General features: G+C 72.6%; 10 protein-coding genes and 1 pseudogene. 6 read left to right on the top strand and 5 right to left on the bottom strand.

The window, feature by feature from the left end; translation table 11 throughout:
* Nucleotides 1-104 precede the first annotated feature (104 nt).
* Nucleotides 105-1,013, bottom strand: coding sequence for a DMT family transporter (locus tag ACIG0D_RS07390; protein ID WP_399796904.1), 909 nt, complete (start codon nt 1,011-1,013; stop codon nt 105-107).
* Nucleotides 1,014-1,263: 250 nt separating this feature from the next.
* Between ACIG0D_RS07390 and ACIG0D_RS07395 the strand changes: the two genes are divergently transcribed.
* The 5 genes and pseudogenes from ACIG0D_RS07395 to ACIG0D_RS07415 all read left to right on the top strand — a co-directional run bounded on the left by ACIG0D_RS07395 (nt 1,264) and on the right by ACIG0D_RS07415 (nt 10,273).
* On the top strand, nt 1,264-2,445 hold the full coding sequence (locus ACIG0D_RS07395; protein WP_399796906.1) for a hypothetical protein: 1,182 nt from the start codon (nt 1,264-1,266) through the stop codon (nt 2,443-2,445).
* Nucleotides 2,433-4,754 carry a hypothetical protein gene (locus tag ACIG0D_RS07400; protein ID WP_399796908.1) on the top strand — a complete coding sequence of 774 codons (2,322 nt, stop codon included), beginning with the start codon at nt 2,433-2,435 and terminating at the stop codon, nt 4,752-4,754. Before ACIG0D_RS07395 ends, ACIG0D_RS07400 begins: the two co-directional genes overlap by 13 nt.
* Nucleotides 4,751-5,725 (top strand): AAA family ATPase, encoded by a 975-nt coding sequence (locus tag ACIG0D_RS07405; RefSeq protein WP_399796910.1) that lies wholly within the window; start codon nt 4,751-4,753, stop codon nt 5,723-5,725. Before ACIG0D_RS07400 ends, ACIG0D_RS07405 begins: the two co-directional genes overlap by 4 nt.
* Nucleotides 5,726-5,728: 3 nt before the next feature.
* Nucleotides 5,729-8,020 (top strand): annotated as a pseudogene (locus ACIG0D_RS07410) (SAV_2336 N-terminal domain-related protein); the annotation flags it as partial.
* Between the two features lie 321 nt (nt 8,021-8,341).
* Nucleotides 8,342-10,273: a tetratricopeptide repeat protein gene (locus ACIG0D_RS07415; protein WP_399797097.1), complete on the top strand. Its 1,932-nt coding sequence runs from the start codon at nt 8,342-8,344 to the stop codon at nt 10,271-10,273.
* A 28-nt stretch (nt 10,274-10,301) separates the two neighbouring features.
* Here ACIG0D_RS07415 and ACIG0D_RS07420 read toward each other — a convergent pair whose 3' ends face one another.
* A complete protein-coding gene (locus tag ACIG0D_RS07420; RefSeq protein WP_399796912.1) occupies nt 10,302-10,928 on the bottom strand; it encodes a dihydrofolate reductase family protein in 627 nt (208 codons plus the stop codon).
* A gap of 119 nt (nt 10,929-11,047) precedes the next feature.
* Nucleotides 11,048-11,869, bottom strand: coding sequence for an AIM24 family protein (locus ACIG0D_RS07425; RefSeq protein WP_399796914.1), 822 nt, complete (start codon nt 11,867-11,869; stop codon nt 11,048-11,050).
* A gap of 164 nt (nt 11,870-12,033) precedes the next feature.
* On the opposite strand from ACIG0D_RS07425, the gene ACIG0D_RS07430 reads away from it, so the two are divergent.
* The gene (locus tag ACIG0D_RS07430) at nt 12,034-12,777 is read left to right on the top strand and encodes an SDR family NAD(P)-dependent oxidoreductase (RefSeq protein ID WP_399797099.1); all 744 of its coding nucleotides are present in this window, start codon (nt 12,034-12,036) and stop codon (nt 12,775-12,777) included.
* A 243-nt stretch (nt 12,778-13,020) separates the two neighbouring features.
* Here ACIG0D_RS07430 and alc read toward each other — a convergent pair whose 3' ends face one another.
* Together alc and allB are read right to left on the bottom strand one after the other, a co-directional pair.
* A complete protein-coding gene (alc, locus tag ACIG0D_RS07435) occupies nt 13,021-14,136 on the bottom strand; it encodes an allantoicase (RefSeq protein WP_399796915.1) in 1,116 nt (371 codons plus the stop codon).
* Nucleotides 14,137-14,190: 54 nt separating this feature from the next.
* Nucleotides 14,191-15,531, bottom strand: a complete 1,341-nt coding sequence (gene allB, locus ACIG0D_RS07440) for an allantoinase AllB (protein WP_399796917.1) — start codon at nt 15,529-15,531, stop codon at nt 14,191-14,193.
* Nucleotides 15,532-15,649: the final 118 nt, after the last annotated feature.

Below are 15,649 nucleotides of genomic sequence, written 5' to 3' on the forward strand. Positions count from 1 at the left end.
GTCGGGAGCGTGAAACGACGACATCATGACTTTTGGCGCGTCGACGTTCATAGAGCTCTTGGAGCAGCTCCTGCCCCCGGCCTGAAGGATGATCGCCTTCCCAGTTAACCCGCCGCTCGGCGCCCCCACGCCGTGCCCGCCAGCACCAGCGCGCCGCCCGCCAGCCCGACCGCGCCCAGCCGCTCCCCGCCGAGCGCGATCCCGGCCGCGGCGGCCCACAGCGGTTCGGTGCCGAGCAGGAGGCTGACCCGGGAGGGCGAGGTACGGCGGACGGCCCACATCTGCACGAAGAAGGCGAACAGAGTGCAGAACACGGACAGGAACACCAGCCCCGCCCACTCGCGCGCCCCGAACGCGGCGGCCGTGCCCCAGGGCGTGGTGTCGGCGCCGGCCGACAACAGCGCGAACACGGCTACGGACGTGCCCAGTTGGACGGTGGTCAGCGGCAGCGCGGGCGCGCCCTGGACCGCCTTCACGCGGGACATGGCGAGGACGTGCACGGTGCGGGCGAGCGCCGCGAGCAGCATCAGCAGGTCGCCGAGCGAGGGCCGGGTGAAGCCGCCGCCCTGGGTCAGCAGGACGACACCCAGCACCGATACCGCGGCGGCGGCGAGGAAGCCGCGCGAGGGCCGGGTGCGGGTCACGGCGGACTCGGCGAGCGGGGTGAAGATCATGGTGAGGCTGATGATGAGGCCCGCGTTGGTCGCCGAGGTGTGCACGACGCCGTACGTCTCCAGCAGGAAGATCCCGCCGAGGATCAGCCCGAGCAGCGCGGCCCCGCGCCACTGCGCCGGGGTCAGGTCGCGCAGCGCCCGCCGCCCGACGACCACCAGCACGGGCAGCACCAGTGCGAACCGCAGCACCAGGACCGAGAGCACGGTCTGCGCGGTCGTGATGTCCTTGGCGACGAGGTAACTGCCGCCCCAGACCACCGCCACCAGCAGCACGGGAAGATCGGTGAGCCAGACGCGGCGGGGCGCGAGCGCGCCCGGTACGGCGATCGATGAGGACATGCGGCTGCCGCTTTCGTCTCCGGCGGAAGGGTGCGGAGACGGCGGTGGCTCGCACGGGGATGATCACCGTACCGGTGGGCAGGCGCCTGGGCCAGGCGTTTCCAACGGGTGGGTGGACTCCTCGGGTCCGTTCGCCCCCCGACCGCTTCCGCCATACGCCGCGTTCACGCGTGTGCTCGTTGCTACTGTGGGGAACGGGGCCGGCTGGGGCGCGGATTCCCGGGAGTCGCGGTCCGAGCACGGGGGGCTCATGAAGCGGTCGGTCGTCTTCGTACACGGCACGGGCGTACGCGAGGAGGGGTACAACTCCACCTTGGCCACCGTCCGGAGCGAACTTCACGGCATCCGACCCGACTGGGACGTACGGGGCTGTCTGTGGGGCCCCGAACACGGCGCGAAGTTCATCCCCGGCGACACCCCGATCCCGGGCTACGCCGCCACCGGCGGTGGTGCGCGCGAGGACGACCGGGACGCCGCGATCGCCGAGTGGGAGGTGCTGTACCGCGACCCTGGATACGAGCTGCGCCTTCTCGGCCTGCGTCCCGCGCCGGGCCAGGGCGTGGTCCGGGGCGCTCCGCCGGGCAAGAGGTTCCTCACCACGGTCCGGGAATACCGCCCCTCGCCCGAGCTGCTCGACCGCCTCGACCGGCACGGACTGCGCGCCGACTTCACCACGGCGCTCGACTCGGTGGCCGCCTCACCGGAGGTCCGCGACGCCGCCGACACGATCGACCAGAACGGCTACGGGCACCGGCACGCGTTCGCCAAGGCCGTGGTCGCCGCCACGCTCGCCGAGGCCCAGGCCCGTGGTGCGGACGCCCTCGCCGGTCCGGCCCGCGACGCTCTCGTACGCACCCTGAGTTCCGAGCTGTCCGGCCGTAGCCGTGCCCTTCCCGGCAGGGTGCGGCAGGCCATGAAGAACTCCGCGATGCGCAGGGCGACTCGATGGACCGTGGACCGGCGTGGCGCGCTGAGCGACACGCTGCTGCCGAAGGTGGGCGACATCCTGCGGTACCAGGCCCGCGGTGAGGGGGTGCGCCGGCTGATCCGGCGGACGGTCGAACACGCCCCCGGTGACCGGATCACGCTCCTCGGACACAGCCTCGGCGGTGTCGCCTGCGTGGACCTGCTGGCCATGGAACCGCTGGACCGGGTCGACCAGCTGATCACCGTCGGCTCTCAGGCGGCCCTGCTGTACGCGTGCGGGGCGTTGGCCGGCCTGGAGCACCCGGAGGAGTTGCCACCGCACTTCCCGACGGCGTGGCTGAACATGCACGACCCGTGGGATCTGCTCTCCTACACCGCGGCCGAGGTCTTCAAGGACCGTGTGTACGAGGTCGAGGTGTCCAGCGGACAGCCGTTCCCCTTGGCCCACAGCGCGTACTGGGCCAATACCGAGTTCTGGAGTGCCGTCGGCGAATGGCTGGGCTGAACCGGATCCGGCCCGGTGACGTCCATGCCGTGGTCGTCGGGCTGGAGAACTATCCGAGGGCTTCCGAGATGAGCCTGCCGGGAGCGGCCGGGAACGCGGTGCGTTTCGCGCGCTGGCTGCGGGACGGCGGCGTACCGAAGGAGAACATCACCCTGCTGCTCTCCGCGCTGGAGGAGAGCCTGCCGGACATCACCGTCGAAGCCGAGGCCGCCGACCTCGCCTGGCGCGGCGCCGAGACGATCGCGGACATCCGGGATGTCTTCATCCACGAGCTGACCACTCGCTCCGGCGGGATCCTCTACGTCTACTGGGGCGGGCACGGCGTTCTGGGCAGAGGCCGTACCGGCCCGTCGCTGTTCACACCCGAGGCGTGCGCCGTCGACCTGAGCTGTTTCCGCTTCGAGGAACTGCGGTCGTACCTGACCCGCGACGACCTCAACGGCTTCACGCAGCAGGTCATGTTCGTCGACGCCTGCATGGCGTTCGAGGAGGGGTACCGGTTGCAGCAGGGTACGGTGCCCATTCCGTTCCCCGAGTTCTCACCCCGCGAAGTGGACCAGTTCGTGCTCTACGCGGCCCGTGACGGGCAGGAGGCTGAGCACGACGACGAGCGGCGGACGGGAGTCTTCTCCCACACGGTCCTCGAGTGGCTGGAGCAGCAGGCACCCGACCTGCGCCCGGACCTGCCCGCCCTCGAACTGCACGTCCGCAGCTGGTTCGAGGACCGCTACCGGACCACCAAAGTCCAGCAGACGCCCACGGCCTACCGGTACCGCGCCCTCGACGGCACCCAGGACTTCGGCACCGTTTTCGCCCGGGTGGACCAGGCGGCCCTTCAGGAGGTCGCCGGGACGCTGAGCACGGAACTCGGACGGGACGAGGGCCTTCTCCTCACCTATACAGGCCGTGTGGCCAAGGTGTGCGGCCTGGCACCCGGCACCGGCGAGGACCCGGTGCAGTGGTTCGCGCGAGCGCTGCTCCACACGCCGCGCACGATGGCCACCTTCATCGAGGCGCTCGTCGCCGACAAGGAGAAGAAGAGGGCACTGAGGTTCCTGAGGCTCGCACTCGCCCACGGAGCGCCGGGCCTGCTCTCGGTTCAGGAACACGCCGACGTGGAGAGCCTGCTCGGGCGCGTGCCCCCGCTGTCGCCGGCCATGGTGAACACACTGACTCGGGCGGCGACTTCGGCCGTCGGCGTCCAGGTGACGGCGAGCGGAGTACTGACACCGGCCCAGCTCATGAACCACGTCGAGAGGCTGGAGGAGTTCCCCGGGGGCCGCCTGCCCGGGACGAAGAGGTTCAAGGTGCCGGCGGTGGTGGCGTTCATCCAGTACCTCGCCCTCCACACCGGCCTCGACGGGGTCTCGCCCGCCCTGCGGTGGAAGCTGACGCAATGGGCGGACCGGGTCGCCGAGCGCCTGCTGGTGGCCGACGGTGAACTGGACCGTGTCCGTGAGCGGGCCGAGCAGTGGGACGACGCCCTGCGCGCGTCACGCCCGTCCGGCCGGATCGTCGTGCAGGTCTACCCCGACGGCACGGAGGACACCTACGTCTGCGCGGTCTGGACCGACCCTGGCACGGGAGAGCTGTCCCGGTACGGTCACGCGGACAACGGAGTACCCGTCAGCTCCGCGCGGGCCGCACGGCTCATCGACCGCGCCGCGCGCTCGCTCACCACGGACGACGGCGCCGTACCCGTGGTGGAGGTCGTGCTGCGCCAGGAGGACCTCCCGGCGGTCCCGGTGCCGGCCTGGGACGGTGCTCCCGGCGACATCCCGGCCGTCGTGCTCGGGGTGGAACAGCAGATCGCGCTGCGCTGCGCGCCGATGGCCTCCACGGACAAGGAGGAGCGCCGACGGGATCTGCTCCGGCGGCGATGGGCCGGCCGCTCGCTGGGCCGCGTGGTGTATCTCGACGAGTCGCACGCCGCCGACGATCCTCGGGCGACCAGGGCCTACGGAGCGCTGCGGGCCGACCGCGACGCGGCCCGCGTGGTGGTGTGCTCCGGCCGGAGGTCCGGCGCCGCGCTGGTCCGGGTGGCGCTCGCCTCCGGATACCCCGTCGTCCTGTGGGACAGCGAGGACTCCCACGGCCTCTCCCCCGGGGATTTCACGCCGCTCGACCCGGAGGGCGATCTGCACGACCTGCCCGGCCGCGTACAGGCCTACTGGGCCCGGGCCCAGGCGGACGGCGCGGGGCATCCCCTGCGGCCCGTGCTCCTGCTGGAGGACCCGGATCGGCACCTCCCTCCGGTGCTGCCCCTGACCCGATCGTCCGCCCCCGAAGAGGAAGCGAGTCACCGATGACCGGCGCGAGCAGCGGAGCCGAGAGTTCCGAGTGGCGGATCTTCCGCGGCGACGGCCGGCGGCGCAGGCCGGAGATCCCCGAGCCGCCCCCGTGGCGGCGTTTCCAGGACCACGACGAAGGCGGTCCGTCAACCGCCCGCAAACCGGCCTACGTCATCGGCGACGCCGAGGTCGACGTCATCAACGCGGCCCTGCACCTGCGCCGGCCCCTCCTGGTCACGGGCCATCCCGGCGTGGGGAAGACCTCGCTGGCCGACGCGATCGCGCACGAGCTGGACCTGGGCGAGGTACTGCGCTGGCCGGTCAACAGCCGCTCCACCCTCCAGGAGGCGCTCTACCGGTACGACGCGATCGGCCGCCTCCAGGAGAGCGGACCGCCGGCCGCGGAGGGACAGGTGGTCCCGGGCATCGGGCGGTACGTGCGCCTGGGTCCGCTGGGCACCGCACTCGTGCCCGCGGACCGCCCGCGTGTCCTCCTGGTCGACGAACTCGACAAGGGAGACGTCGATCTGCCCAACGACCTGCTCACCGTGTTCGAGGAAGGCTGCTTCGAGATCCCCGAGCTGTCCCGGCTTCCGGAGCAGCAGCCGGACGTCACGGTGTTCACGGCGGACCGGGGCCGACAGGCCACCGTGCGACGGGGCTTCGTGCGCTGCACCCAGTTCCCGGTCGTCGTGATCACCAGCAACGGCGAGCGCGACTTCCCGCCGGCGTTCCGGCGGCGCTGTCTGCCGCTGCACCTCGACGATCCCCGCAGGGAACGTCTCCAGCAGATCATCGTCAGCCACTTCGGCGAGGGCGCGCTGGCCGGTATCGAAGACCTCGTGGACACCTTCGTCCGGGAACGCGACATCAAGGAACTGGCCACGGACCAACTGCTCAACGCCGTGTTCCTGCGCCGGGAGGGAGCCCGACTCGACCCCGAGGGCCTGCTGCGGACCGTACTGCATCAGCTGAACCCGGGCGGCTGAGCGGTGTTCGAGGAGCTGCGGCGCGTCCTTGACAACCCCGGACTCGATCTGGGGGACGAGGAACTCCTCGACGTCCTGTGGTTGAGCACGCGCCTGCCAGGGGGCGCGGACGCACCGCTGGCCCGACGGCTGCAAGGCGCAGAGCCGGACAGCGGCGCAGCGGGCACCGGCACGCCGACGGAGGCGAAAGCGGCGTCCGCGGTGACCGCCGCCCCGACCGCCGGGCAACCGCCCGACGCCCCCCACCCCGCGCCACGGTTGCCCGAGCCGGCCGGCGACCGGCGTCCCCTCACACCCGTCACCGCGGCTCCACCGCCCACCGACGCCCCTGGCCGGGTCATGCGGCTGCCCGGCGCCAGGATGCTGGGCGACGAACTGGTGCTCGGGCGCGCCCTGCGCCCGCTCAAGCGCCGCGTCCCCAGCACCGTCCGCACCGAACTCGACGAGGACGCCACGGCCGCGGCACAGGCCGACACCGGGATCCCGAACGTGGTCCTGCGGGCCCTGCCCGAACGCTGGCTGCGGCTCGCGCTGGTCATCGACAGCGATGTGTCCATGGTGCTGTGGGAACGTCACTGCCGTGAGCTGCAGACCGCGCTGGAACGCAGCGGTGCCTTCCGCCAGATCGAGGTCCATCAGCTCTCGTACGGCGCGCCGCCGGGGGATCTCGGCCCGAACCGGGGCGAGGTGTTCCTCGTACGTCCGTGGAGCGGCAGCAGAAGGGGCGCCCTGCCGGTCAGCACCCTGAGCGACCCGTCCGGGCGCACACTGGTCATGGTGGTCACCGACGGGGCGGCGCCCGCCTGGCGCGACGGCCGGATGCGCGCCGTGCTGGAACGGTGGGCCATGGCCGGCCCCACGGCCGTACTCCATGTCCTGCCCCGCCACCTGTGGGCCGGCACCGGGGTCGACGGCGACACCTGGCACATCACGGCGCCGCGCCCGGGGGCGCCCAATTCCGCGTGGCGAGTCGCCGATCCGGTGCTGCCGCCGGACGTCGCCCCCTTCACCGGGGTGCCCGTGCCCGTCGTCGAACTCACGCCGGCCGGACTGCGGGCCTGGTCGACGGCCATCACGGCGGTCGGCCGGCCCGCCCCGCTGCGCTTGTGGGAACCGCGGTCCGCGCCCGCCGGACGGCCGACGTCCGACCCCGGCATCCTGGCCCGTGGCTTCACCCGCTCGGCGTCTCCCCCGGCCGTCCGCCTGGCCGCGCACATCGCGGCCATGGCCCCGGTGACCGTACCGGTCATGCGTCTCGTCCAGTCCCGGCTCCCCGAGCACACCGACACGGCCGCCCTCGCCGAGATCTTCCTGAGCGGACTCCTCCGGCCCGTGGAGCAGCGCGGCGCGGACGAGGCCCGACGGCCCGTGAAGCACCGGTTCTTCGACCTCAGTCCGGAGGCGAAGGATCTGCTGCTCGACACCGTCCCGCTGGCCGAACTCGTCACCGCCGGCCGCCGCGTCGGCGAGCAGATCGAACAACTGGTGGGCCGCTCGCCCGACTTCCCCGCATGGCTCCTGGCCTCTCCTCGCGCGGAAGGGCAGGGGGACGGCCCGGAGCCGTTCGCCCGCATCGGGACGGCGCTGCGCGACCGGCTCGGCATCGGGGACGAGGATCTCTTCGATGACGATGAAGGCCAGGACCGTGAGATCGAAGCACCACTCGCGACCGCAGTCGTGCTCACCGCCCTGTCCTTCGAGTACGCCGCCGTTCGCGCTCACCTCCGCGACCTGGAGGAACTCGTGCATCGCGACGGGACCCGGGTCGAGCGCGGCCGGTTGCCCGGCACCCGCTGGCACGTCGCCTTGGCGGAACTGGGCGAAGGCTCCGGGACGACGATCGCGCTCAGCAGCCAGATCGTCGAATGGCTCAGCCCGGAGGCGGTGCTGATGGTCGGAGTGGCGGGGAGCCTGAAGGATGACGTCCGGATCAGGGACGTCGTGGTCGGCACGAAGGTGTACGGCATCCACGGCGTCGAGCGGACGCCAGAGGGCCTCCTGATCCGTCCTCAGTCCTGGTCCGGCTCCCACACGCTGGCGGGGGCAGCGCGTTCGGCGCTGCGGGACATGCCCGGCGTAAGGGCCCACTTCGCCCCCATCGCCTCCGGGGACGTGGTCCTCGCAGAGGCCGAGTCGGAGATCGCCCGGCATCTGCGCGAGCACTACGCCGACGCCGCCGCGATCGAGATGGAGGGGTCGGGCGCGGCACACGCGGCACGTCTCAGCGCACGGCTGGACGTACTGGTGATCCGGGGGATCAGCGAGCACGCCGACGGGTCTCAGCGCGCGGCGGACACGTCCGGCTCGCAGCTGTGGGCGGCCGCGCAGGCCGCCTCCGTGGCAGTGGCGGTCCTGCGGAAGCACCGCCCGCGCGCGGCCTCTTCACAGGCGAAGCAGGGCGCCCTCGCGAGCAGCACACAGGATGCCGTCGCCACCGCGCCTACCGGGACCTCTCCGGCCACGACGAGCGCCACGCCCGAGACCGCCCACACAGCCCCCTCAACCACGGCCCTGGTGACCAACCTCCCGCGTCGTCCTCGGCTCTTCACCGGCCGGTCGGCGGAACTGGACCGCCTGCTGCGCCTCCTCGCGATCGACTCGGACGAAGGCACGCCCGTGGTCGTCTCCGCCCGCAGCGGCATGGGCGGCATCGGCAAGACGGCGCTCGCACTGGAAGCGGCGCACCGCGCCGACGAGGAAGGCTGGTTCCCCGGCGGTTCGCTGTTCCTGGACCTGCGGGGCTATGACGACAACCCGCTGACGGCGGACCAGGCGGTGCTGGCCCTGCTCTCGGTGCTGGGGGTGCGGGGCGAGGACGTGCCCCCGACCTCGGCAGCCCGGTTCGACGCCTATCGGGATCTGCTCGCCGAGCGGCGCGACCGGATGCTGCTGATCCTGGACAACGCCTCGGGCCCCTCCCAGTTCCTGCCGCTCCTGCCCGGCACGGACCATCACCAAGTCCTGATCACCTCCCGGGACCTCCCGGTGAGCCTTCCGGTGCGGATCATCGACCTGGGGACACTCGGTCCGGACGACTCCGTCGACCTCGTCGTCGTCACCCTGCGCGCCGCCGACGAACGCGACGACCGCCCCGAACGCGAACGGGAGGCGCTGCGCGAGCTGGCCGCTCTCTGCGGCTACCTGCCCCTCGCCCTCCGGATCGCCGCCGCGTTGCTGCGGGAGAACCCTCATCGGAGCATCGCCTCGCTCGTGGCCGAGATCAGAGAGGTGGGCGATCCGATCGCCGCACTCGAAGCCGGCAGCAGCTCGGACCCGGACGGCCGTGTGCTCGCCGTGCGTCCCGTGCTGGAGGCGTCGTACCGCCGGCTTCCGGCCGGCGAAGCCCGGCTGCTGCGCCTGCTCTGTCTCGCGCCGGGTCCGGACACCGGCACGGAGGCGGTGGCCGCGCTGGCCGACGTGACTTCGGGGACCGCCCGGTATCTGCTGGACAGACTGGCGGCCACGCATCTGGTCACACGGGTGCACGGCGGCGAGGGATCTCCGTCCGCGCCGCGGTGGCAACTGCATGACCTGGTCGGGGCATTCGGAACGGCCGTGGTGGCGGGTGACGCCGAGCTGCGGCAGGAAGGGAACGCGGCCAGGGAACGGCTGCTGGCGTTCTGCCTCCGGTGGGCGCAGGCGGCCGACGACCGGTTGCGGTGGCTGCCGGGCAGGCCGGAGCCCGAGCGGTTCGCGGACCGGGCGCAGGCGCTGGCGTGGCTGGACCAGGAGCGGGCGGGTCTGGTCGCGGCGGTGTCCTGGGCGCGGGAGGAGCAGTTCGCGGGCCCCGCGATGCGGCTGGCCGGGTGCCTGTCGGCGTACCTGGCATGGCGGCGGTACTTCGACGACTGGATCACCGTGACCCGCGTCGCCCGGGAAGCGGCCCTCCGCATGGGGGACGGCCGCAGCGAGGCGGCTGCGTTGAGCGATCTCGGTCTGGCCTTGCGAGGAGCGGGCCGGGTGAGAGAGGCGGTCGAGGCCGGCACCCGAGCCGTCGATCTGCACCAGATCATCGGCGACCGCCGCGGCGAGGCCACCGCATGGACCAACCTCGGCCTCGCCCTGCAGGAGACCGGCCGCTTGGACGAGGCGATCGACGCCCACACACGCGCCCGCGACCTCCACCAGGCCGTCGGCGACCGCCACAGCGAAGCCACCGCATGGAACAACGTCAGTCTCGCCCTGGGCCAGGTGGGCCGCGTGGAGGAAGCCATCGCGGCCACCACACGCGCCCGCGACCTCCACCAGGCCGTCGGCGACCGCCACAGCGAAGCCACCGCATGGCACAACCTCGGCCTCGCCCTGGGACAAGCGGGCCGCGTGAAGGAAGCGGTCGAGGCATACGGCCGGGCTCTGGCGATCTACCAGGACTTCGAGGACTGGTACGGAGCGGGACGGACGCTCGAGACTCTGGCCCTCACTCATCAAAGCGCCCACCGCCCCGCCGAAGCCCGCAGCGCGCTGCTGCGAGCCGCCGAGGCCTACCTCCGCGCCAACGCTTCCTCGGAGGCGGCCCAGGCACGCGCTAGGGCTGAGCGGTGGGGCTGAGCGGCCGGCCCGGCGCGCCGCCCGCCGTCTAGGCGTCCTCCGGCAGCTCGAACGAGCCGTACTCCGGCCGCCCCGCCACGTCGTACGACTGGATGGAGACGCCGGTGGCGGTGACGCTGCCGGCGGTGTGGCGGAAGGCGGTCGGGACGGCGCCGTCGGCGAAGAAGCGGCGGCCGGTGCCGAGGACGACCGGGAAGGTGAGGAGGTGGACGGTGTCGACGAGGCCCAGGTCGAGCAGGGACTGGACCAGTGCGCCGCTGCCGTGCACCTGGAGTTCGCCGTCGGTGCGCTCCTTGAGGGCGGTGATCTCCTTGGCGAGGTCGCCGCGGAGCACCGTGGTGCCGGACCAGTCGGCCTCGGTGAGGGTGCTCGAGGGGACGTACTTCGGCAGCCGGTTCAGGGGGCCGGCGATCGGGTCGTCCGGGTCGGTGACCTTCGGCCAGTACGAGGCGAAGATGTCGTAGGTGCGGCGGCCGAGCAGGAAGGCGCCGACGCGTCCGAAGACGTCGTCGACGAACCGGCCGAAGGCGTCGTCGATGTACGGGACGACCCAGCCGCCCTGCTCGAAGCCGTCACGGGTGTCCTCCCGGGGGCCGCCCGGGGCCTGGTAGACGCCGTCGAGGGTGACGAAGATGGTGGAGACGAGCTTGCCCATGGCGGGTGCCTTTCGTGGAGTGCGCGGGGTCTGCTGTCATCAGGGCAGACCCCGCGGGGCCCCGCAACTCATCGGTTCACCCGGTGCTCCTCTGCGTCACCCGCTGCCGCACTTCCGCGTCATCCGGCGTTTGTGGAGAACAGGCCGCCGGTCGGGCCCTGCTTGTCGCCGCCCTGGGCCTTCTTCAGGGCGTTGGCCAGGCTCTCGATGGTCAGCGACTGGAGGATCACCCGGCCGTTGCCCTCCAGGGTGGCCAGGGACAGGCCCTCGCCGCCGAACACGGCGTTCATCAGGCCCTGGCGGTTGAGGCCGCCGACGCGCTGCACGCCGTACTGGATGCCCTCCTCGAAGGCGACCACGCAGCCGGTGTCGACCTCGATACGGCCGCCGAAGTCGGCGGGGTTGAGGTCGATGAAGTTGCCCGCGCCCGCGATGATCACCGTGCCGCGGCCGGTGAACTTCTCCAGGATGAAGCCCTCGCCGCCCTTCATGCCGGTGCGCCCGCCCTGGAAGGCGATGCCGAAGTCGACGGTGGACTCGGCGGCGACGAAGGCGTCCTTCTCGGCGAACCACGCGCGCGTGCCGTCCAGCTCCAGGGCGCGCATCTCGCCCGGGAGGACGCCCGCGAAGCCGACGGTGCCCTCGCCGCCCTGCGCGGTGAAGTACTGGAACGCGATCGACTCGCCCGCCAGCACCCGCTGGCCGACCTGCATGGCGGTGCCCATCGCCTGCCGCAGCAGGCCGCCCATGCCGCCCGCGCCGCCACCCTGCGCCTGCTGTCCGCCGCCGCTGTCGGAGGGGCCGGTCAGCCGGGTCTCCATCGTCACGTTCGCCGTCTTGAACAGGAACTTTCCCGCCTCGCAGTACACCGTCTGGCCGGGCTGCAGGCTCACGACCGCCATCTGCATGGCGTTGCCGACGATCTCTTGCTGAAGAGTCACACGGGGTGAACGTGAGAGGGGGACGGGCGAGTTCCTGGCGGGCCGGGGCGGATGTCCGAGCCGAGGCGGATGTCCGAGCCGACGTGGATGTCCGAGCCGAGGTCGACGTCCGTTCGCCGCCGGTGTGCCGGTGCGCGGGCGGCTGCAATGGACGCATGAACTCGATGAACGTTCAAGGAACCCTCGGCGGCAAGGTGGCGCTCGTGACCGGTGGCAGCCGGGGCATCGGCGCGGCGACCGCGCTGCGGCTCGCCCGGGAGGGCGCGGACGTGGCCGTGACGTACGTACGGGACAAGGAGGCGGCCGAGGAGGTCGTGCGGCGCGTGGAGGCGCTGGGGCGCCGCGCGGTGGCGCTGCGGGCGGACTCCGCGGACCCGCGCGAGGCGGCCGGGGCGGTGGGGCGCGCGGCGGAGGCGCTCGGGCGCCTCGACGTGCTCGTGAACAACGCGGGCGTCGGGCTGCTCGGGCCGCTGGACGGCATCACCCTCGCCGACGTCGACCATGTCCTGTCGGTCAATGTGCGCGGGGTGTTCCTCGCCTCCCAGGCGGCGGCCGCGCGGATGTCCGACGGCGGCCGGATCATCACCATCGGCACCTGCATGACCCAGCGGGTGCCGGGCCCCGGCGGCACGCTCTACGCCATGAGCAAGGCGGCCCTGACCGGGCTGACCAAGGCCCTGGCCCGCGAACTGGGCCCGCGCGGCATCACCGCGAACATCGTCCACCCCGGTCCGATCGACACCGCCATGAACCCGGCGGACGGTCCCTACGCGCCCTCCCAGGCCGCCCTGACCGCCCTGGGCCGCTTCGGCACACCCGACGAGGTGGCCGCCACGGTCACCCACCTGGCGGGCGCGGCCTACGTCACGGGCGCGGAGTACGCGGTGGACGGGGGCCACGCGGCGTGACACCGGGTCCGGCGGGGCCGGGTGAGTCCGGCTGTGCGCGGGGCGCCCCGGTGCTGTCCCAGCCGGGGTGCGCCGCGCGGGGGCCTGTTCGTCCGGTGCGCAGCGCGGGGGCGATGTCGCCCCCGTGCACACGCACCCCAGGCCCGGTTGGAGCGCGGGGCGCACCGGTGCTGTCAGGCCAGTGCACCCCGCGAGTCTGCGGCGGCGGCGAGGTCGCCGACACCGATGAGCAACGGGCCCCCGTCACCCACCCAGTTCCTGGTGACGCGCCTCCAGACGCTGTGCGCCCTCCTCCGTCAGGGAGCCGAAGAGGCGGAGGCGGGAGATGCCGCCGTCCGGGTAGATGTCGATGCGGGCGTGGGTGCCGACGGCCGGCTCGTCGAGGACGAAGCGGTGGTTGGTGTCGGGCTGGAGGCGGGTCCGCGGGAGGATCTCGCGCCACTCGCCGTCCTCGCCGTCCTTCACGGACACCGAGGCCCAGCCGGCGCTGTTGCCCTTGAGGTACGCCGTGTCGATCTCGATCGCGCGGATCTGCGACTGGGCCACCAGCCGGTAGCGGATCCAGTCGTTGCCCTGGTCGCGGCGGCGGCGGGTCTCCCAGCCGTCGTCCATCTTGCGGGAGCGGCCCGGCTGGATGGTGTTGGTGGCGGGCGAGTAGAAGAGGTTGGAGGCGTCCTCGACCCGGCCGCCGTTCTCCAGGGCGACGACGTCGAAGGTGCCCAGCACCGACAGCCACGCGGGGTCGGGGACGACCTCGCCGTGAACGCGCAGGCGGGCGATGCCGCCGTCGGGGTGCTGGTTGACCCGCAGGTGGGTGAAGCGCTGCTCCAGGGAGACGGCGAAGCCGTTGGCCGCGTGGCCGCCGACCGGCGTGCGCGGTACCAGGGTCGTCCACTTCACGTCGTCGGCCAGCAGCTCCTCCGGGGAGGGGGAGCCCGCCACCGCGGTGGCCTCGATGGACACCGACTGGGGGTAGTTGCCGCGGAAATGGGCGGTGTCGACGACGATGCCGCGGATCACGCCGGGGGCGCCGAGGCGGATCAGCGCCCAGTCGTGGTCCTCGGCCGCCGGCCAGGGGTGCTCGGCGGAGACGCCGCGGCGCCGGCGCGTCTCCCAGCCGTCCATGACCTTGCCCTTGTGCCCGAAGTGCTCGGGGTCGAACTCGGCCCGCTCGGGCACCAGCAGGTTCTCCCGCTGGGCGAAGAACTCGTCGTTGGCGGCGATGACACCGGCGCCGAGCTGCCGGTCGGCGAGGTTGGCGTACTGGGTGAAGGGGAAGTCGGCGGTGCGGTAGTCCGCGTACGGGTCACCGCCTCCGTAGGGGTTCGCGTCGCCGGTGAAGCTGGGTATCGCCGTCACGGTGATCAGTTCTTCCTTTCGGGAGTCGGCCGCTGCGGGTGCGGGCGGGGCGGTTCAGGGGGTGCGGGTGAGCAGCTTCCCCTGGGGGTCGGTGAACTCGCCGTCGGCGTAGATCCGTTCGCCGCGCAGCCAGGTCGACTTGACGACGCCGCTGAGGGTGCGGCCGGCGTAGGCCGTGACGCGGTTGCGGTGCTGGAGCTCCGCCGGGTCGACGGTGAAGGTCTCGTCGGGCGCGAGGACCACGATGTCGGCGTCGCGGCCGGGCGCGATGGCGCCCTTGCGGTCGTCCAGGCCGACCAGTTCCGAGGTCCGCGCGGACATCCAGCGGACGACGTCCTCCAGGCCGTACCCGCGCTCGCGGGCCGCGCTCCAGACGGCGGAGAGGCTGAGCTGGAGTCCGGAGATGCCGCCCCACGCGGTGGCGAAGTCGTCGGTCTTCAGGTCGGCGGTGGACGGGGAGTGGTCGGTGACGACGCAGTCGATGGTGCCGTCGGCCAGCGCCTCCCACAGCAGGTCCTGGTTGTCGGCCTCGCGGATGGGCGGGCAGCACTTGAACTCGCTGGCGCCGTCGGGCACTTCCTCGGCGGTGAGGGTGAGGTAGTGCGGGCAGGTCTCGACGGTGACGCGGACGCCCTCCGCGCGGGCGGCGCGGATCAGCGGCAGCGCGTCGCTGGAGGACAGGTGGAGCACGTGCACGCGCGCGTCGAGCCGCCTGGCCTGGGCGATGAGCGCGGCGATCGCGGTGTCCTCGGCGTCGCGCGGGCGGCTGGCGAGGAAGTCGGCGTACCGGGGGCCGCCGTGCTGCGGGGCGGCGGCGAGGTGGTGCGGGTCCTCGGCGTGCACGATCAGCAGGCCGCCGAACCCGGCGATCTCCGCGAGGGAGCGGGCCAGCTGCTCCTGGTCGAGGTGCGGGAACTCGTCGACACCGGACGGCGACAGGAACGCCTTGAAGCCGAACACGCCGGCCTCGTGCAGCGGGCGCAGGTCCTTGACGTTGTCGGGCAGGGCGCCGCCCCAGAAGCCGACGTCGATGTGCGCCTTGGGCCGGGCGACGTCCTGCTTGACCCGCAGGTGGTCGACCGTGGTGGTCGGCGGCAGCGAGTTGAGGGGCATGTCGACGAGGGTGGTGATGCCGCCCGCCGCCGCCGCGCGGGTGGCGGTCCAGAACCCCTCCCACTCGGCGCGCCCGGGGTCGTTGACGTGGACGTGGGTGTCGACCAGGCCGGGGAGGAGCACGTGGTCGCCGACGTCCTCCAGGCGGGCCCCCTCGGGTACGGGGGCGTCGTACGGCAGTACGGCCGTGATCGTGCCCCGCACGACCGCGATGGCCGCGGCGCGCGTTCCCTCGGGCGTGATGACGCGCGTCGAGCGCAGCACCAGTTCAGCGTCGGACACCCGGACCCCTCTCTCTGCCGCGTGTTACTCCCGGGAAACGGGGATGCACTTCCGCGTTACGGAATTCAACAGTCTGTTGAACCTCTCTCGGAGTCTTCACTCCCGCTCCCCCGCCGTC

Source organism: Streptomyces sp. NPDC052773, from assembly GCF_044547145.1.
Lineage (GTDB): Bacteria > Actinomycetota > Actinomycetes > Streptomycetales > Streptomycetaceae > Streptomyces.

Coding starts and splice junctions, on each gene's coding strand:
- ACIG0D_RS07420 (WP_399796912.1), bottom strand. CDS start 10,928: ATGGGCAAGCTCGTCTCCACCATCTTCGTCACCCTCGACGGCGTCTAC.
- ACIG0D_RS07390 (WP_399796904.1), bottom strand. CDS start 1,013: ATGTCCTCATCGATCGCCGTACCGGGCGCGCTCGCGCCCCGCCGCGTC.
- ACIG0D_RS07400 (WP_399796908.1), top strand. CDS start 2,433: ATGGCTGGGCTGAACCGGATCCGGCCCGGTGACGTCCATGCCGTGGTC.
- ACIG0D_RS07405 (WP_399796910.1), top strand. CDS start 4,751: ATGACCGGCGCGAGCAGCGGAGCCGAGAGTTCCGAGTGGCGGATCTTC.
- ACIG0D_RS07430 (WP_399797099.1), top strand. CDS start 12,034: ATGAACGTTCAAGGAACCCTCGGCGGCAAGGTGGCGCTCGTGACCGGT.
- ACIG0D_RS07395 (WP_399796906.1), top strand. CDS start 1,264: ATGAAGCGGTCGGTCGTCTTCGTACACGGCACGGGCGTACGCGAGGAG.